Annotated in this window: 14 protein-coding genes; 11 read left to right on the forward strand and 3 right to left on the reverse strand. The window is 64.5% G+C overall.

The features are described from left to right. Nucleotides 1–14: 14 nt before the first annotated feature. The 6 genes from lysS (at nucleotide 15) to CAG00_RS14605 (ending at nucleotide 5636) form a co-directional block, all read left to right on the forward strand. On the forward strand, nucleotides 15–1517 hold the full coding sequence (lysS, locus tag CAG00_RS14580; RefSeq protein WP_013971217.1) for a lysine--tRNA ligase: 1503 nt from the start codon (nucleotides 15–17) through the stop codon (nucleotides 1515–1517). A gap of 205 nt (nucleotides 1518–1722) precedes the next feature. Beyond that, nucleotides 1723–2427 carry a TetR/AcrR family transcriptional regulator gene (locus CAG00_RS14585; RefSeq protein WP_025337938.1) on the forward strand — a complete coding sequence of 235 codons (705 nt, stop codon included), beginning with the start codon at nucleotides 1723–1725 and terminating at the stop codon, nucleotides 2425–2427. 29 nt (nucleotides 2428–2456) lie between these two features. Further along, nucleotides 2457–3005 carry a hypothetical protein gene (locus CAG00_RS14590; protein WP_003258915.1) on the forward strand — a complete coding sequence of 183 codons (549 nt, stop codon included), beginning with the start codon at nucleotides 2457–2459 and terminating at the stop codon, nucleotides 3003–3005. Between the two features lie 135 nt (nucleotides 3006–3140). After that, nucleotides 3141–4418, forward strand: a complete 1278-nt coding sequence (locus CAG00_RS14595) for a flavohemoglobin expression-modulating QEGLA motif protein (protein ID WP_085618263.1) — start codon at nucleotides 3141–3143, stop codon at nucleotides 4416–4418. After that, a complete protein-coding gene (locus CAG00_RS14600) occupies nucleotides 4390–5313 on the forward strand; it encodes an alpha/beta hydrolase (RefSeq protein WP_085664577.1) in 924 nt (307 codons plus the stop codon). Before CAG00_RS14595 ends, CAG00_RS14600 begins: the two co-directional genes overlap by 29 nt. Next, a complete protein-coding gene (locus CAG00_RS14605; protein ID WP_003252219.1) occupies nucleotides 5310–5636 on the forward strand; it encodes a hypothetical protein in 327 nt (108 codons plus the stop codon). Before CAG00_RS14600 ends, CAG00_RS14605 begins: the two co-directional genes overlap by 4 nt. A 161-nt stretch (nucleotides 5637–5797) precedes the next feature. Here CAG00_RS14605 and CAG00_RS14610 read toward each other — a convergent pair whose 3' ends face one another. From CAG00_RS14610 to CAG00_RS14620, 3 genes are all read right to left on the reverse strand, one after another. Beyond that, the gene (locus CAG00_RS14610; protein ID WP_025337942.1) at nucleotides 5798–6589 is read right to left on the reverse strand and encodes an OmpA family protein; all 792 of its coding nucleotides are present in this window, start codon (nucleotides 6587–6589) and stop codon (nucleotides 5798–5800) included. A gap of 50 nt (nucleotides 6590–6639) precedes the next feature. Continuing rightward, nucleotides 6640–7053 (reverse strand): DUF4398 domain-containing protein, encoded by a 414-nt coding sequence (locus CAG00_RS14615; RefSeq protein WP_003258911.1) that lies wholly within the window; start codon nucleotides 7051–7053, stop codon nucleotides 6640–6642. A gap of 275 nt (nucleotides 7054–7328) precedes the next feature. Next, the gene (locus CAG00_RS14620; RefSeq protein WP_013971223.1) at nucleotides 7329–7673 is read right to left on the reverse strand and encodes a type 1 pili tip component; all 345 of its coding nucleotides are present in this window, start codon (nucleotides 7671–7673) and stop codon (nucleotides 7329–7331) included. Nucleotides 7674–7956: 283 nt separating this feature from the next. Here CAG00_RS14620 and ppc point away from each other — a divergent pair, with 283 nt between their 5' ends. The 5 genes from ppc (at nucleotide 7957) to CAG00_RS14645 (ending at nucleotide 13767) form a co-directional block, all read left to right on the forward strand. Beyond that, entirely contained in the window at nucleotides 7957–10584 is a 2628-nt protein-coding gene (gene ppc / locus CAG00_RS14625) for a phosphoenolpyruvate carboxylase (RefSeq protein WP_085664578.1), read from the forward strand. A gap of 257 nt (nucleotides 10585–10841) precedes the next feature. Continuing rightward, a complete protein-coding gene (adk, locus tag CAG00_RS14630; RefSeq protein ID WP_003259830.1) occupies nucleotides 10842–11492 on the forward strand; it encodes an adenylate kinase in 651 nt (216 codons plus the stop codon). A 305-nt stretch (nucleotides 11493–11797) separates the two neighbouring features. Further along, nucleotides 11798–12472 carry a tRNA (adenosine(37)-N6)-threonylcarbamoyltransferase complex dimerization subunit type 1 TsaB gene (tsaB, locus tag CAG00_RS14635; RefSeq protein ID WP_085664579.1) on the forward strand — a complete coding sequence of 225 codons (675 nt, stop codon included), beginning with the start codon at nucleotides 11798–11800 and terminating at the stop codon, nucleotides 12470–12472. A 131-nt stretch (nucleotides 12473–12603) separates the two neighbouring features. Further along, nucleotides 12604–12894 (forward strand): hypothetical protein, encoded by a 291-nt coding sequence (locus CAG00_RS14640; RefSeq protein ID WP_025337946.1) that lies wholly within the window; start codon nucleotides 12604–12606, stop codon nucleotides 12892–12894. A 3-nt stretch (nucleotides 12895–12897) separates the two neighbouring features. After that, complete coding sequence (locus CAG00_RS14645) at nucleotides 12898–13767, forward strand: DUF72 domain-containing protein (protein WP_085664580.1); 870 nt, start codon at nucleotides 12898–12900, stop codon at nucleotides 13765–13767. Nucleotides 13768–13781 lie beyond the last annotated feature (14 nt).

Below are 13781 nucleotides of genomic sequence, written 5' to 3' on the forward strand. Positions count from 1 at the left end.
GAAAGAATGACGAAATGAGCGACCTCAAGACCGAAGCGCAAGACCTGCAACAGGAAGAAAACGCCCTGATCGCCCTGCGCAAGGAAAAGCTTGCCGCCGAGCGCGCCAAGGGCAATGCCTTCCCCAATGACTTCCGTCGCGACAGCTACTGCAACGACCTGCAGAAGCAGTATGCGGACAAGACCAAGGAAGAACTGGAAGCTGCAGCGATTCCGGTCAAGGTTGCCGGCCGCATCATGCTCAACCGCGGCTCGTTCATGGTCATTCAGGACATGACTGGCCGTATCCAGGTCTACGTCAACCGCAAGACCCTGCCGGAAGAAACCCTGGCCGCGGTCAAGACCTGGGACCTGGGCGACATCATCAGCGCCGAAGGCACCCTGGCCCGTTCCGGCAAGGGCGACCTGTACGTCGAAATGACCAACGTGCGCCTGCTGACCAAGTCGCTGCGCCCGCTGCCCGACAAGCACCACGGCCTGACCGACACCGAGCAGCGCTACCGCCAGCGTTACGTCGACCTGATGGTCAATGAAGAAACCCGCCACACCTTCCGTGTGCGTTCGCAGGTGATCTCGCACATCCGCAAGTTCCTCATCGAGCGCGACTTCCTCGAAGTCGAGACGCCGATGCTGCAAACCATCCCGGGTGGTGCTGCGGCCAAGCCGTTCGAAACCCACCACAACGCCCTGGACATGGCCATGTTCCTGCGCATTGCGCCGGAGCTGTACCTCAAGCGCCTGGTGGTTGGTGGCTTCGAGAAGGTGTTCGAGATCAACCGCAACTTCCGTAACGAAGGCGTTTCGACTCGTCACAACCCTGAATTCACCATGCTCGAGTTCTACCAGGCCTACGCCGACTACCGCGACAACATGGACCTCACCGAGGAACTGTTCCGCGAGCTGGCGCAGCTGGTACTGGGCACTACCGACGTGCCGTACGGCGACAAGGTGTTCCACTTCGGCGAGCCGTTCGCCCGCCTGTCGGTATTCGACTCGATCCTCAAGTACAACCCGGAGCTGACCGCTGCCGACCTGCAGGACGTCGACCGCGCCCGCGACATCGCCAAAAAGGCCGGTGCCAAGGTGCTGGGCCACGAAGGCCTGGGCAAGCTGCAGGTGATGATTTTCGAAGAGCTGGTCGAGCACAAGCTGGAGCAGCCGCACTTCATCACCGAGTACCCGTTCGAAGTGTCGCCGCTGGCCCGTCGCAACGACGACAACCCGGCTGTTACCGACCGTTTCGAGCTGTTCATCGGTGGCCGCGAGATCGCCAACGCCTACTCCGAGCTCAACGATGCCGAAGACCAGGCCGAGCGCTTCCTGGCCCAGGTGGCCGAGAAGGACGCCGGTGACGACGAAGCCATGCACTACGACGCCGACTTCGTTCGCGCCCTGGAGTACGGCATGCCGCCGACTGCAGGTGAAGGCATCGGCATCGACCGCCTGGTGATGCTGCTGACCAACTCGCCGTCGATCCGCGACGTGATCCTGTTCCCGCACATGCGTCCGCAGGCCTGAGTGAATTGAATGAGCCGCCTTTCGAGGCGGCTTTTTCTTGCCCGTACACTTGAATTGCCTGTACCGGCCCTTTCGCGGCTAAAGCCGCTCCCACTGGGACCCCACTACCCTCAGGCTGGTGCGGTCCCTGTGGGAGCGGCTTTAGCCGCGAAGAGGCCGGCACTGACGAAACACTGTCCATGAGGTACACCCCGTGACACCCGCAATGCCTCACCAGGGCGCCGCCGGCATCGCCACCGCCGTCGCCGAAAGCGTGCAATACCAAGGCCGCAAGACTGCCCGCCAGGGCAGCGAGCAGCGTCGCCAACTGATCCTCGACGCCGCCATGCGCATTGTCGTGCGCGATGGCGTACGCGGTGTGCGCCATCGCGCCGTCGCCGCCGAGGCCGGTGTGCCACTGTCGGCCACCACCTACTACTTCAAGGACATCGAGGACCTGCTCACCGATACCTTCGCCCAGTACGTTGAACGCAGCGCCGCCTACATGGCCAAGCTGTGGGCCAATACCGAGGTGGTGTTGCGCCAGTTGCTGGCCGAGGGTGACGGCAGCCCGCAGGCGCGGGCACGCCTGGCTGACGAGGTAGCGCGCATGACAGCCGACTACGTGCAGCGGCAACTGCTGAACCGCCGCGACTTCCTGATGGCCGAGCAGGCCTTCCGCCAGGAGGCGCTGCTGTGCCCGCGCCTGGCTCAACTGGTGTGCGCCCATGAACAGATCCTGCTGCATGGCACCCGCCAATTGCTGCAGGTGGTGGGCTCGCAGCAACCGGAACAGGACGCCCAAATGTTGACGGCGATTATCGAGCAGATGGAATATCAGGGCCTGCTCAAGGATGCGAACGCGCAAGCCGATGGGCAGATGCTCGCTATGCTTAGCCGATACCTGCAGCTGGTGCTGGCATCGGCCTGAGCCGAGACCGACTTTTCAAGGAGAACCTGATGAAAGCCTGGCGTGTGGTGTTGTTGACTTTGTCATTCCTGCTGCTGGGCGGTTGTCTGGTGACCTTCCACGAGCCCTTGCCGAGCAACCAGGCGGCGCCCAAGGCCCTGCTCGGCAAGTGGAGCAGCAAGGACGCCTGGGGCGAGCCGCTGAAGCTGGTGATCAGCCGTAGCGGTGGCGATGCCTACAAGGCAGTGGCCACGGCCAAGGGCAAGGCCCCCGAGGAATACGTGTTCACCGTGTCGCGCCACGGCAACCGCTGGTACCTGTCGGCTGGCGTGCCGAAGCGCCTGGGTGGCAACTTCCTGATCGGCGGTTTCGATATCGTCGATGGCAAGGAACTGGTGGTCTACAACCTGGATGTCGAGCAGGTGCAGCAGGCGGTGGACAAGAAGGAGCTGACCGGGCGCAGCACCGAGGTGCCGGAGGACAACGGCGACGGCGTGCTGATCGACAGCCCGTCGGCGCGGGTGCTGGCATACCTGGACGACCCGGCCAACTCCGACCTGTTCGTTGAAGTGGCGCGGTTCCAGCGCTCCGGCAAATGACCGTGCTGGCTTCTTCGCGGCTGAAGCCGCTCCCACAGGGACCGCATCGGTTTCGAGCCTGATGCAGTACCTGTGGGAGCGGCTTTAGCCGCGAAGAGGCCGGTACAGGTTTCCTGTACTAGAAAGGAGTCCCCGGTGGACGAATACCAGCAAACCATCCGTGCCCTGTCCGACCGCATCGTTGCGGCACAGACCCCGATCCGGGTTCTGGACGCGGTGAAGTGGGACGACAACATCCGCCAGGGTTTCCTCAAGGCCAAGGGCAAGGAGCCGCCGGCCGTCGACCGTGCCTACTACCAGTCGCGCCCGCTGGCGTTCGACTCCAGCGCGGTCAAGGCCGAGTTCCAGGGCATCGAGCGCGACATCATTCGCCAGCTCGGCCAGTTCAACCCGGTCGGGCAGATCATGAAGCGCATGTGCCGCGAATACCGCATGGTGGTGCGCATGCTCGAAGCGCGTGGCACCGAGGATTTCGGGCTGATCTCCCAGGAACTGTACGGCGCCGCCTCGGATGCCTTCCACGCTGGTGATCCGACCTTGGCCGACCTCGGCCTGATGCTGTCGGACTACCTGAACAACATCGATGGCCGTGGCGACCTCAAGGACGAACCGAAGAACCTCACTGCCAAGGAGGCCGTGGAAATCCTCCAGCACCGGCTGAACAAGGTGTTCGGCGAGGCCGAGGGGACCATCCGTGTGTTCGAGTCCGACGGCATCGTCGCCGATGCCGCGGCCGGGGCCGACTACATCAAGGTGCGTGCCGACGCCATGTTCAATGCCCGTGACGTGCGCGCCCTGGAGGTGCACGAAGGGCTGGTGCATGTCGGCACCACGCTCAACGGCCTGAACCAGCCGATCTGTACCTTCCTGGCCAAGGGCCCGCCCTCGTCGACGGTGACCCAGGAAGGCCTGGCCATCCTCATGGAGGTGATCGCCTTCGCCTCCTACCCCAGCCGCCTGCGCAAGCTCACCAATCGGACCCGCGCCATCCACATGGTCGAGGAGGGTGCCGATTTCATGCAGATCTACAACTTCTTCCGCGAGCAGGGGTTCGAGATGGCGCAGAGCTACAGCAACGCCAGTCGGGTGTTCCGTGGGTCGGTGCCCAATGGCCTGCCATTTACCAAGGACTTGTCCTACCTCAAAGGCTTCATCATGGTTTACAACTACATTCAGTTGGCCGTGAAGAAGGGCAAGCTCGAACAGATCCCGTTGCTGTTCTGTGGCAAGACCACCCTGGAAGACATGCGTACCCTGCGACAGCTGGTCGAGGAAGGCCTGGTCGAGCCGCCCAAGTACCTGCCCGAGCAGTTCCGCGACCTCAACGCGCTGTCGGCCTGGATGTGCTTCTCCAACTTCCTCAACCACCTGAGCCTGGACCGCATTGAAGCCGATTACGCGAACATTCTCTGAGTGCTGCCGCCTGCTGGCCCTGGGTTTGATCCTGCTGGGCCTGGGCGGTTGCAGCAGCCTGCTGTTCTATCCCGAGCGCGGCCAGCCGTTCACGCCCGAGCGGGCCAGGCTCGAGTACCGCGATGTCACCTTGACCACTGCTGATGGCATCCGCCTGCACGGCTGGTGGTTGCCGGCCAAGGCCGGGGTCGAGGTCAAGGGCACGGTGCTGCACCTGCATGGCAATGGCGGCAACCTGCCTGGGCACCTGGGCGGCAGCTACTGGCTGCCGGAGCAGGGTTACCAGGTGTTGATGATCGATTACCGCGGCTATGGCCTGTCCCAGGGCGAGCCTAGCCTGCCCGAGGTGTACGAGGACATCGCCGCGGCCATGGCCTGGCTGGAGCAGGCTCCCGAGGTCAAGGGCAAGCCACTGGTACTGCTGGGGCAGAGCCTTGGCGGGGCCATGGCCATTCACTACCTGGCGGCCCACCCGGAGCAGCGCCAGCGTTTCAGTGCCCTGGTGTTCGACGGTGTGCCGGCCAGTTACCGTGCGGTCGGACGCTTTGCCCTCAGCACCTCGTGGATGACCTGGCCGCTGCAGGTGCCGCTGTCGTGGCTGGTGCCGGACGGTGACAGCGCGATCCGCTCGATCGAGCAGCTGAGCAGCCCGCCCAAGCTGTTCTTCCACAGCATCGACGACACCCTGGTGCCGATGGACAACGGCATCCGCCTGTACCAGCACGCGCCAGCGCCACGGGTGCTGCAACTGACCCGTGGTGGCCACGTGCAGACCTTCGCCGACCCGACCTGGCGCCAGGTGATGTTGCGTTTCCTCGACGACCCCAGCCATTTCAACGGCCTGCGGCGGCTGGCCGAAGTACCCAATTACCCTGACGAGAAGAACAAGCAATGAGTGAAGAACGCAACGCCATCCCGCTGATCCTGACCGGTGTCGGCAGCATCATCGTGACGGTGGGGGCCTTGTGGTACTACGGTTACCTGCATTTCGCCAAGCCCGAGGATGCCCTGTTGCTGCAGGACTTCACCATGCTCAAGACCATCCCCGGCGAGGACTACAAGGTCTCGCTGGACCCGGCGCCACAAGTGGCCCAGTGCGTCGATGGCGTGCTGGTGCTGTTCGACACCCAGCAGAAAGGCCTGACCGGGGTGCTGGTGGACAACCGCAAGCGCGCGGTGCGTTGCATGGGCGAGGAAACCCCGCAGCAGGTGCAGTGAGCCATTATCGCTACTGCCTGTGCCGGCCCTTTCGCGGCTGAAGCCGCTCCTACAGGGAGCGCGCCAGTCCCTGTGGGAGCGGCTTTAGCCGCGAAGAGGCCGGAACAGGCAAAAGAAAGCCCCGCTTCGATCGCGGGGCTTGTCAGTTCAGCTAGCCAGCCTTACTGCTGTACCTGGCTCACCGAGCGCGGCGCCACCGGCTGGTTGTCGTTGGAGATGGTCACCTCCACCCGACGGTTCTGCGCACGCCCCGAATTGCTCGAGTTGTCCGCTACCGGGTACTCCTTGCCATAGCCCTGGGCGACGATGCGCGCCGGGTCGACGCCGGCACGTACCAGTGCCATGCGCACGCTGTTGGCGCGGCGCTCCGACAGGCCCTGGTTGTAGTTGGCCGAGCCGACGCTGTCGGTGTAACCCTCGACGATCACCTTGCGTTCCGGGTTTTCCTGGAGGAACTGCGCCAGCTTGGTGACGTTCGGGTAGGCGTTGCTCTTGAGTTCGGCCTTGTTGAAGTCGAACAGCACGTCACCGAAGGTGACCAGCGTGCCGCGGTCGGTCTGCTTGGCGTTGAGGCTGTCCTGCAACTTGGCGATCTGTGCGTCGCGGGCGTCCAGCTTGGCCTGGGCGCGCTGGGCCGAGGCGTTCTTCAGTTCGCCTTCGGCAGTGCGCAGGGCGATGGTCTGCTTGGCCACTTCGACGCGCTGGTTGGTCAGGTAGGCCAACTGGTCGACCTTCTTCTCGTCTTCACGGTCCATGTAGGCCTTGTCGGCCTTGTTCAGCCAGTCCTGAGCGTCCTTGGTCTCCAGCGCGGCAACCTTGCTCGATTGCGGGTCGCTCTGCAGCGAGGAGAAGTTGGTGCGGGCCGATTCGAGGTTGGCGTTAGGGTCGTGCGAGCAGGCAGCAAGGCCGACGCTCAGGGCCAGCAGGGCGGGAATCATGACGTAGTTGCGCATAGTGTTCATCCTTTGATCGTGTGCGAAGGCCGAGGTGGGCGGGGCAGGGCTCACTGAGCGCTGCGCAGGCCTTCCTCACGTACGTCCTGAACGCCCTGGCGGGCATCCTGCACGGCCTTCTGGGCCTTGGCCGCCTGGGCCTTGCGTTCGGCGAGGCGGGCGTCCCACTCGGCCTGTTCGGCCAGGCGCCTGGCGTCGTCGTACTTCTTGTCATGCATGGCGATCTCGGCCTGTTTGAACTTGTCCTGTGCCGCTTTCATTTCCACGGCGGCGAACTCGGTGCCGCCAGCGCTGACGGCGGAGTTCACGGCGGACTGGGTGACTGCATACTGCTCGGTAGGCGGGTTGCCCGCACAGCCGGCCAGGACCAGGCTGCTGCCCAGGGCCAGCGCTGCCAGCTTGAACCCGCGCACATGAGTGGATGAGGGTTTGTAGATGCGGGTGTTCTTGGTGGTCAGTTCCATTGGATCACTCCTGTTTACGACGTTGTCCGTAGCAGTCCATCGCTCGTTCCCTGACACGTGCACGCGCTTCAGCTCAACGGTGCACAACGGCAGGTGTGCAGGGTTTTAGCGTGATGGCTATTGGCTGTGACTGGCGCGTTTTTCGGATAGTTCAGAAAAAATCATCCTGAGCGGATAACTATTTCTGACTAATCGGTCAGTGCGATTCGCCCGGAACTTTCGCGGAGCGTAGCGGTATTCCGGGCCTTCGCCAGGCCCGGAGCGGGGGCGGCGGGTTACTTCTCGCTGTCGGCTGCTGGGTTGCTCAGGGCGTGCAGATGCTGTCGCGAAAGTGACAGAAAGCGCGGTGTAGGACCGATGTCCTCGTACAGCGGGTCGCCTTCCTCGTCGGTGGCAATGACCTGGCGGCCTTGCACATAGGGGAAGCTGGCTTCCAGTTCCTCGAGGGCTGCCGCGACCAGCTCACCGAGCAGTTCCTCGGCGGTGCGCTTGGGGTACATGTCGATCAGCGCGGCCAGGCGCGCTTCGGACTCAAGGTCCAGATGCAGGACATGGCCCGTGGGGCTGAGGGTACCGGCGGCATTCTGTTCCCAGTGCTGGGCGAGTTCACGGATTTTCATGCTGACCTCTGTTGACGCCTGAAAGGGCTGCAATGCATGGGAGTGTCGTGCTTTCACTTTAGTTTGCTTTGGCCGATCACGGCTTGCCATCGGTGCCTGGCTGTGGGCACTCTTGGGGCGAATACCGCGCCCCCCTGTGGGAGCGGGTTCACCCGCGAACACCGGCGCAGCCGGTGCCAGGCACCGCGCTGGATGCTTCGCGGGTGAACCCGCTCCCACAGGGGATCGCGTAAAGGCTGAAAAAGGGATGCAATGCGCCAGAGCCGCGCCGGAGAGAGGGCCAATGACCGATATCGATGTGCGTTTGCGTGAAGATGTCCATGTGTTGGGTGAGCTGCTCGGCGATACCATTCGCCAGCAGCATGGCGAGGCGTTCCTGCAGAAGATCGAGGACATCCGCCACAGTGCCAAGGCCGACCGTCGCGTTGCCGGCGAGCAACTGAGCTCGACCCTGGCGGATCTGGCCGATGAAGACTTGCTGCCCGTGGCCAGGGCCTTCAACCAGTTCCTCAACCTGGCCAACATGGCCGAGCAGTACCAGTTGATCCGCCGCCGCGACGCCGACCAGCCCGAGCCGTTCGAGGCCCGGGTGCTGCCCGAGCTGCTGGCGCGCCTGAAGCAGGCCGGGCACAGCAATGATGCCCTGGCCCGGCAATTGGCCAAGCTCGACATCCAGCTGGTGCTCACTGCGCACCCCACCGAAGTGGCCCGCCGCACCCTGATCCAGAAGTACGACGCCATCGCCGGCCAACTGGCTGCCCAGGACCACCGCGACCTGACCCCGGCCGAACGCCAGCAGGTGCGCGAGCGCCTGCGCCGGCTGATCGCCGAGGCCTGGCACACCGAAGAAATCCGCCGCACCCGACCGACGCCGGTGGACGAAGCCAAGTGGGGCTTTGCGGTGATCGAGCATTCGCTGTGGCACGCCATCCCCAGCCACTTGCGCAAGGTCGACAAGGCCCTGCTGGAGGCTACCGGCCTGCGCCTGCCGCTGGAGGCGGCGCCGATCCGCTTCGCCTCGTGGATGGGCGGTGACCGTGATGGCAACCCCAACGTGACCGCAGCGGTCACCCGCGAAGTCCTGCTGCTGGCGCGCTGGATGGCTGCCGACCTGTTCCTGCGCGACATCGATGCGCTGGCGTCCGAGTTGTCCATGCAGCAGGCCGACGATGCCCTGCGTGAGCGGGTCGGCGATAGCGCCGAACCCTACCGCTCCCTGCTCAAGCAACTGCGCGATCGCCTGCGGGCGACGCGCGCCTGGGCGCATTCGGCATTGACCAGCAGCCAGCCGGCCAGCGCCGAGGTGCTGGTCGACAACCGCGACCTGATCGCGCCGCTGGAGCTGTGCTACCAGTCCCTGCACGCCTGCGGCATGGGTGTGATCGCCGAAGGCCCGTTGCTCGACTGCCTGCGCCGCGCCGTGACCTTCGGCCTGTTCCTGGGGCGCCTGGACGTGCGCCAGGACGCCGCCCGCCACCGTGATGCGTTGAGCGAGATTACCGACTACCTGGGCCTGGGGCGCTATGCCGACTGGGATGAAGAGCAGCGCATCGAGTTCCTCCAGGCCGAGCTGAAAAACCGCCGGCCACTGCTGCCCGCGCACTTCAAGCCGCAGGCCGATACCGCCGAGGTGCTGGCCACCTGCCGGGAAATTGCCGCTGCACCAGCCGCCTCGCTGGGCTCTTACGTCATCTCCATGGCCGGTGCTGCCTCGGATGTGCTGGCGGTGCAGCTGCTCCTGAAGGAGGCCGGCCTGACTCGGCCAATGCGCGTGGTGCCGCTGTTCGAGACCTTGGCCGACCTCGACAATGCCGGCCCGGTGATGCAGCGCCTGCTCGGCCTGCCAGGCTACCGCGCCAACCTGCGCGGCCCGCAGGAAGTGATGATCGGCTATTCCGACTCGGCCAAGGACGCTGGTACCACGGCTGCAGCCTGGGCGCAGTACCGGGCCCAGGAAAACCTGGTGCGTATCTGCGCCGAGCACCAGGTCGAGTTGCTGCTGTTCCACGGCCGTGGCGGCACGGTAGGCCGCGGCGGCGGCCCGGCCCACGCGGCGATCCTGTCGCAGCCACCGGGTTCGGTGGCGGGGCGCTTCCGTACCACCGAGCAGGGCGAGATGATCCGCTTCAAGTTCGGCTTGCCGGGCATCGCCGAGCAGAACCTGAACCTGTACCTGGCCGCCGTGCTCGAAGCCACCTTGTTGCCACCGCCCCCACCGCAGCCGGCCTGGCGGGAGGTGATGGACCAACTGGCCGCTGATGGCGTCAAGGCCTACCGCGGCGTGGTGCGGGAGAACCCCGATTTTGTCGAGTACTTCCGCCAGTCCACCCCGGAGCAGGAACTTGGGCGCCTGCCGCTGGGCAGCCGCCCGGCCAAGCGTCGCGCCGGTGGCATCGAAAGCCTGAGGGCCATCCCCTGGATCTTCGGCTGGACCCAGACCCGCCTGATGCTGCCGGCCTGGCTTGGCTGGGAAACGGCATTGAACAATGCCCTGGCCCGTGGCCAGGGTGAACTGCTGGCGCAGATGCGCGAGCAATGGCCGTTCTTCCGCACCCGCATCGACATGCTCGAGATGGTGCTGGCCAAGGCCGATGCGCAGATCGCCGAGGCCTACGACGAACGTCTAGTGCAACCGCACCTGCTGCCTTTGGGTGCGCACCTGCGCGACCTATTGTCGCAGTCGTGCCAGGTGGTACTGGGCCTTACCGGGCAGCCGGTGCTACTGGCGCACAGCCCCGAGACGCTGGAATTCATCAGCCTGCGCAATACCTACCTGGACCCGTTGCACCGCCTGCAGGCCGAGTTGCTGGCCCGCTCGCGCAGCCGCGAAGCCGCTCTGGACAGCCCGTTGGAGCAGGCCTTGCTGGTGACCGTGGCGGGTATTGCAGCCGGCCTGCGCAACACCGGCTGAGGGTAGGCCCGGGGCGCACAGGGCAGGTGCCGTGCGGGGGATGCAAGTGGGCGAAGAGGGTGGTTGCGCCGGGCGCAACCGCCTGCCAGGCCAGCCGTAGGTGGCGCATTCCTGCAACTTTGGGACGCTTGTCTGGCTGCCGGGCGCTGTGTATCTTGAGCAGCCTTCTGACCGATTTATGGTCATACCCGATTTTCCGGACTTGGCCCTGGTCGCCGAATCCATTGAATTTCATAAAAAAATTTGAGGAGCACGAGATGCGCGTAATTCTGCTGGGAGCTCCCGGGGCCGGTAAAGGTACTCAGGCAAAGTTCATCACCGAAAAGTTCGGTATCCCCCAGATTTCCACCGGTGACATGCTGCGTGCCGCCGTCAAGGCCGGTACCCCGCTGGGCCTGGAGCTGAAGAAAGTCATGGATGCCGGCCAGCTGGTCTCCGACGAGTTGATCATCAGCCTGGTCAAGGAGCGCATCGCCCAGCCTGATTGCGCCAAGGGCTGCCTGTTCGACGGCTTCCCACGTACCATCCCGCAAGCCGAAGCCATGGTCGCTGCCGGTGTCGACATCGACGCCGTCGTGGAAATCGCCGTGGACGACGAGGAAATCGTCGGCCGCATGGCTGGCCGCCGCGTGCACCTGGCCTCGGGCCGCACCTACCACATTCAGTACAACCCGCCGAAAGTGGAAGGCAAGGACGACGAGACGGGTGAAGACCTGATCCAGCGTGATGACGACAAGGAAGAGACCGTTCGCCATCGCCTGTCGGTCTACCACAGCCAGACCAAGCCACTGGTGGACTTCTACCAGAAGCTGTCCGCCGCCAATGCCGGCAAGCCGAAGTACAGCCACATCGAAGGCGTTGGCTCGGTCGAAGCCATCACCGCCAAGGTCCTGGCAGCCCTGAGCTGATCCAGCGCCCGACGCACCTCGACAACGGCCCGCTTGCGGGCCGTTGTCGTTTGTGGCCCTGTTGCCACATGCGATCCCTGTAGGAGCGGCCTTGTGTCGCGATGGGGCGCGCAGCGGCCCCAAAAACTCAGCTTCGCCGCGAAAATTGCTGGGGCCGCTTTGCGGCCCATCGCGACACAAGGCCGCTCCTACAGGGACCGCGCCAGCCGAGCGGGCAATGGCCGTACAGCTGCCCCTTGCGGACACAACGCCGCTGCTGCTCTATACTGCCGCTCTTTTCCCCCTAGTACCTGGATACCCGTTCGATGACCACCCTCCTGGCCCTGGATACCGCCACCGAAGCCTGTTCCGTCGCACTGCTGCATGACGGCAAGGTAACCAGCCATTACGAGGTGATCCCGCGCATGCATGCCCAGAAGCTGCTGCCGATGATCAAGCAGCTGCTGGCCGAGTCCGGCGTGGCGCTGAATGCGCTGGATGCCATCGCCTTTGGCCGTGGCCCGGGCGCGTTCACCGGCGTGCGCATTGCCATCGGTGTGGTCCAGGGCCTGGCCTTCGCCCTGGAGCGCCCGGTTTTGCCGGTGTCCAACCTGGCCGCACTGGCCCAGGGCGCGCTGCGCGAGCACAGCGTGCAGCAAGTGGCGGCCGCCATCGATGCGCGCATGGATGAAGTGTATTGGGGCTGCTACCAGGCCACCGAAGGCGAAATGCGCCTGGTCGGCCAGGAGGCAGTGCTGCCGCCCGAGCAGGTGGCGCTGCCGGCGGGCAGCGCTGGCGAGTGGTTCGGTGCCGGTACCGGTTGGGGCTATGCCGAGCGCCTGGCGGTGCAGGTGGCAGCCAGCAATGCCAGTGCCTTGCCCAACGCCCTGGACATCCTCAGCCTGGCCAGCTTTGCCTGGGCACGCGGCGAGGCGATCGTTGCCGAACAGGCACAACCGGTCTACCTGCGCGATAATGTAGCGACACCCAAGAAGCGCTGAGTGTTGTTCGTCGGTTATCGCCGATGACACTAAAACCTTTTGCGCGATCTGTGGTCCAGTTATCACTCGAGCATTAGCGATGGAACCCTGATGCTGCTAAATTGCCATCATTGGTTCTGAGTGCTCATGCCATGCGTATCGACGGTTTCTCATCGCAGTCCTACCCGATCAAGCGCACCCCACGCAAGGCAGCGGTGCGTGACGAGGCCATCGATGATGCCGAGGTGATCGAGGAGGTCGAAACCGCCCCTCAGGAAGCCACCGCCCGCCGTCGCAGCGGTGGCCTGCCAGCCCGCCAGCAGGACATGATCTTCCCCCGCGCCCGTGACCGCCGCACCGCTACCGCATTGGCCAGCTACCTGAGCACCGCCGGTTTCACCGACTGGGACATGGAAGTACTGGGGCTCGACCTGTACATTTAGTGGATGAGTCCATCAGCACTGCCTTATTTTCTCGGTTGCCCGTCATGGAGCGAAAACGCCTGGCGCGACTACCTGTATCCCGCCGACGCCAACAGCAGTGAAATGCTCGGCTACTACAGCCAGGTGTTCAACGCCGTCGAGGGCAATACCACTTTCTACGCACGCCCCGCACCCGGCACCATTGCGCGCTGGGCGCAGATCATGCCCGAACACTTCCGCTTCACTGCCAAGTTCCCCCGGGACATCAGCCATGAAGGCGACCTGCGCGATCAGCTGGAACCGGCCTTTGACTTCACCCGCCTGATGGCCCCGCTGGGCCAGCGCGTAGCGCCGTACTGGCTGCAGTTGCCGGCCCAGTTCAGCCCCGCACGGCTGGGCGAGCTTTGCCACTTCCTTGACGAAGTCGGAGTGCCGGTGGCCGTGGAGGTGCGCAACCAGGCCTTCTTCGCCAAGGGTGAAGAAGAGCGGTTGCTCAACCGCCTGCTGCATGAGCGTGGCGTGGAGCGTATCTGCCTCGACCCGCGTGCCTTGTTCAGCTGCACCTCCCGTGACCCCGCCGTGCTGCATGCGCAGGCGAAGAAGCCCAAGGTACCGCCACGCCCGGCAGCCTTCAGCCAGCACCCGCAGGTGCGCTTCATCGGCCACCCGCAGCTGGAGGCCAACGAGGCCTTTCTTACCCCCTGGGTGGACAAGGTCGCCGCCTGGATCGAGGAAGGCCGCAACCCCTACATCTTCCTGCACACCTCGGACAACCGCCTGGCAGCGGCATTGGCCCAGCGCTTTCACCAACGCCTGATGCAGCGCCTGCCGGGCCTTGCCGCGTTGCCGGAATTGCCGCGCACCCCCGAGGTCGAACAACTGGGGCTACTCTGACCTTTCCCTGACTG

This window comes from Pseudomonas sp. B5(2017), from assembly GCF_002112825.1.
Lineage (GTDB): Bacteria > Pseudomonadota > Gammaproteobacteria > Pseudomonadales > Pseudomonadaceae > Aquipseudomonas > Aquipseudomonas putida_Z.

What these genes read in the sequence shown, in the direction of transcription:
- lysS (WP_013971217.1), top strand. Translation starts at nt 15, where the DNA reads ATGAGCGACCTCAAGACCGAAGCGCAAGACCTGCAACAGGAAGAAAAC.
- CAG00_RS14585 (WP_025337938.1), top strand. Translation starts at nt 1,723, where the DNA reads ATGCCTCACCAGGGCGCCGCCGGCATCGCCACCGCCGTCGCCGAAAGC.
- CAG00_RS14590 (WP_003258915.1), top strand. Translation starts at nt 2,457, where the DNA reads ATGAAAGCCTGGCGTGTGGTGTTGTTGACTTTGTCATTCCTGCTGCTG.
- CAG00_RS14605 (WP_003252219.1), top strand. Translation starts at nt 5,310, where the DNA reads ATGAGTGAAGAACGCAACGCCATCCCGCTGATCCTGACCGGTGTCGGC.
- CAG00_RS14610 (WP_025337942.1), bottom strand. Translation starts at nt 6,589, where the DNA reads ATGCGCAACTACGTCATGATTCCCGCCCTGCTGGCCCTGAGCGTCGGC.
- CAG00_RS14615 (WP_003258911.1), bottom strand. Translation starts at nt 7,053, where the DNA reads ATGGAACTGACCACCAAGAACACCCGCATCTACAAACCCTCATCCACT.
- CAG00_RS14620 (WP_013971223.1), bottom strand. Translation starts at nt 7,673, where the DNA reads ATGAAAATCCGTGAACTCGCCCAGCACTGGGAACAGAATGCCGCCGGT.
- ppc (WP_085664578.1), top strand. Translation starts at nt 7,957, where the DNA reads ATGACCGATATCGATGTGCGTTTGCGTGAAGATGTCCATGTGTTGGGT.
- adk (WP_003259830.1), top strand. Translation starts at nt 10,842, where the DNA reads ATGCGCGTAATTCTGCTGGGAGCTCCCGGGGCCGGTAAAGGTACTCAG.
- tsaB (WP_085664579.1), top strand. Translation starts at nt 11,798, where the DNA reads ATGACCACCCTCCTGGCCCTGGATACCGCCACCGAAGCCTGTTCCGTC.
- CAG00_RS14640 (WP_025337946.1), top strand. Translation starts at nt 12,604, where the DNA reads ATGCGTATCGACGGTTTCTCATCGCAGTCCTACCCGATCAAGCGCACC.
- CAG00_RS14645 (WP_085664580.1), top strand. Translation starts at nt 12,898, where the DNA reads ATGAGTCCATCAGCACTGCCTTATTTTCTCGGTTGCCCGTCATGGAGC.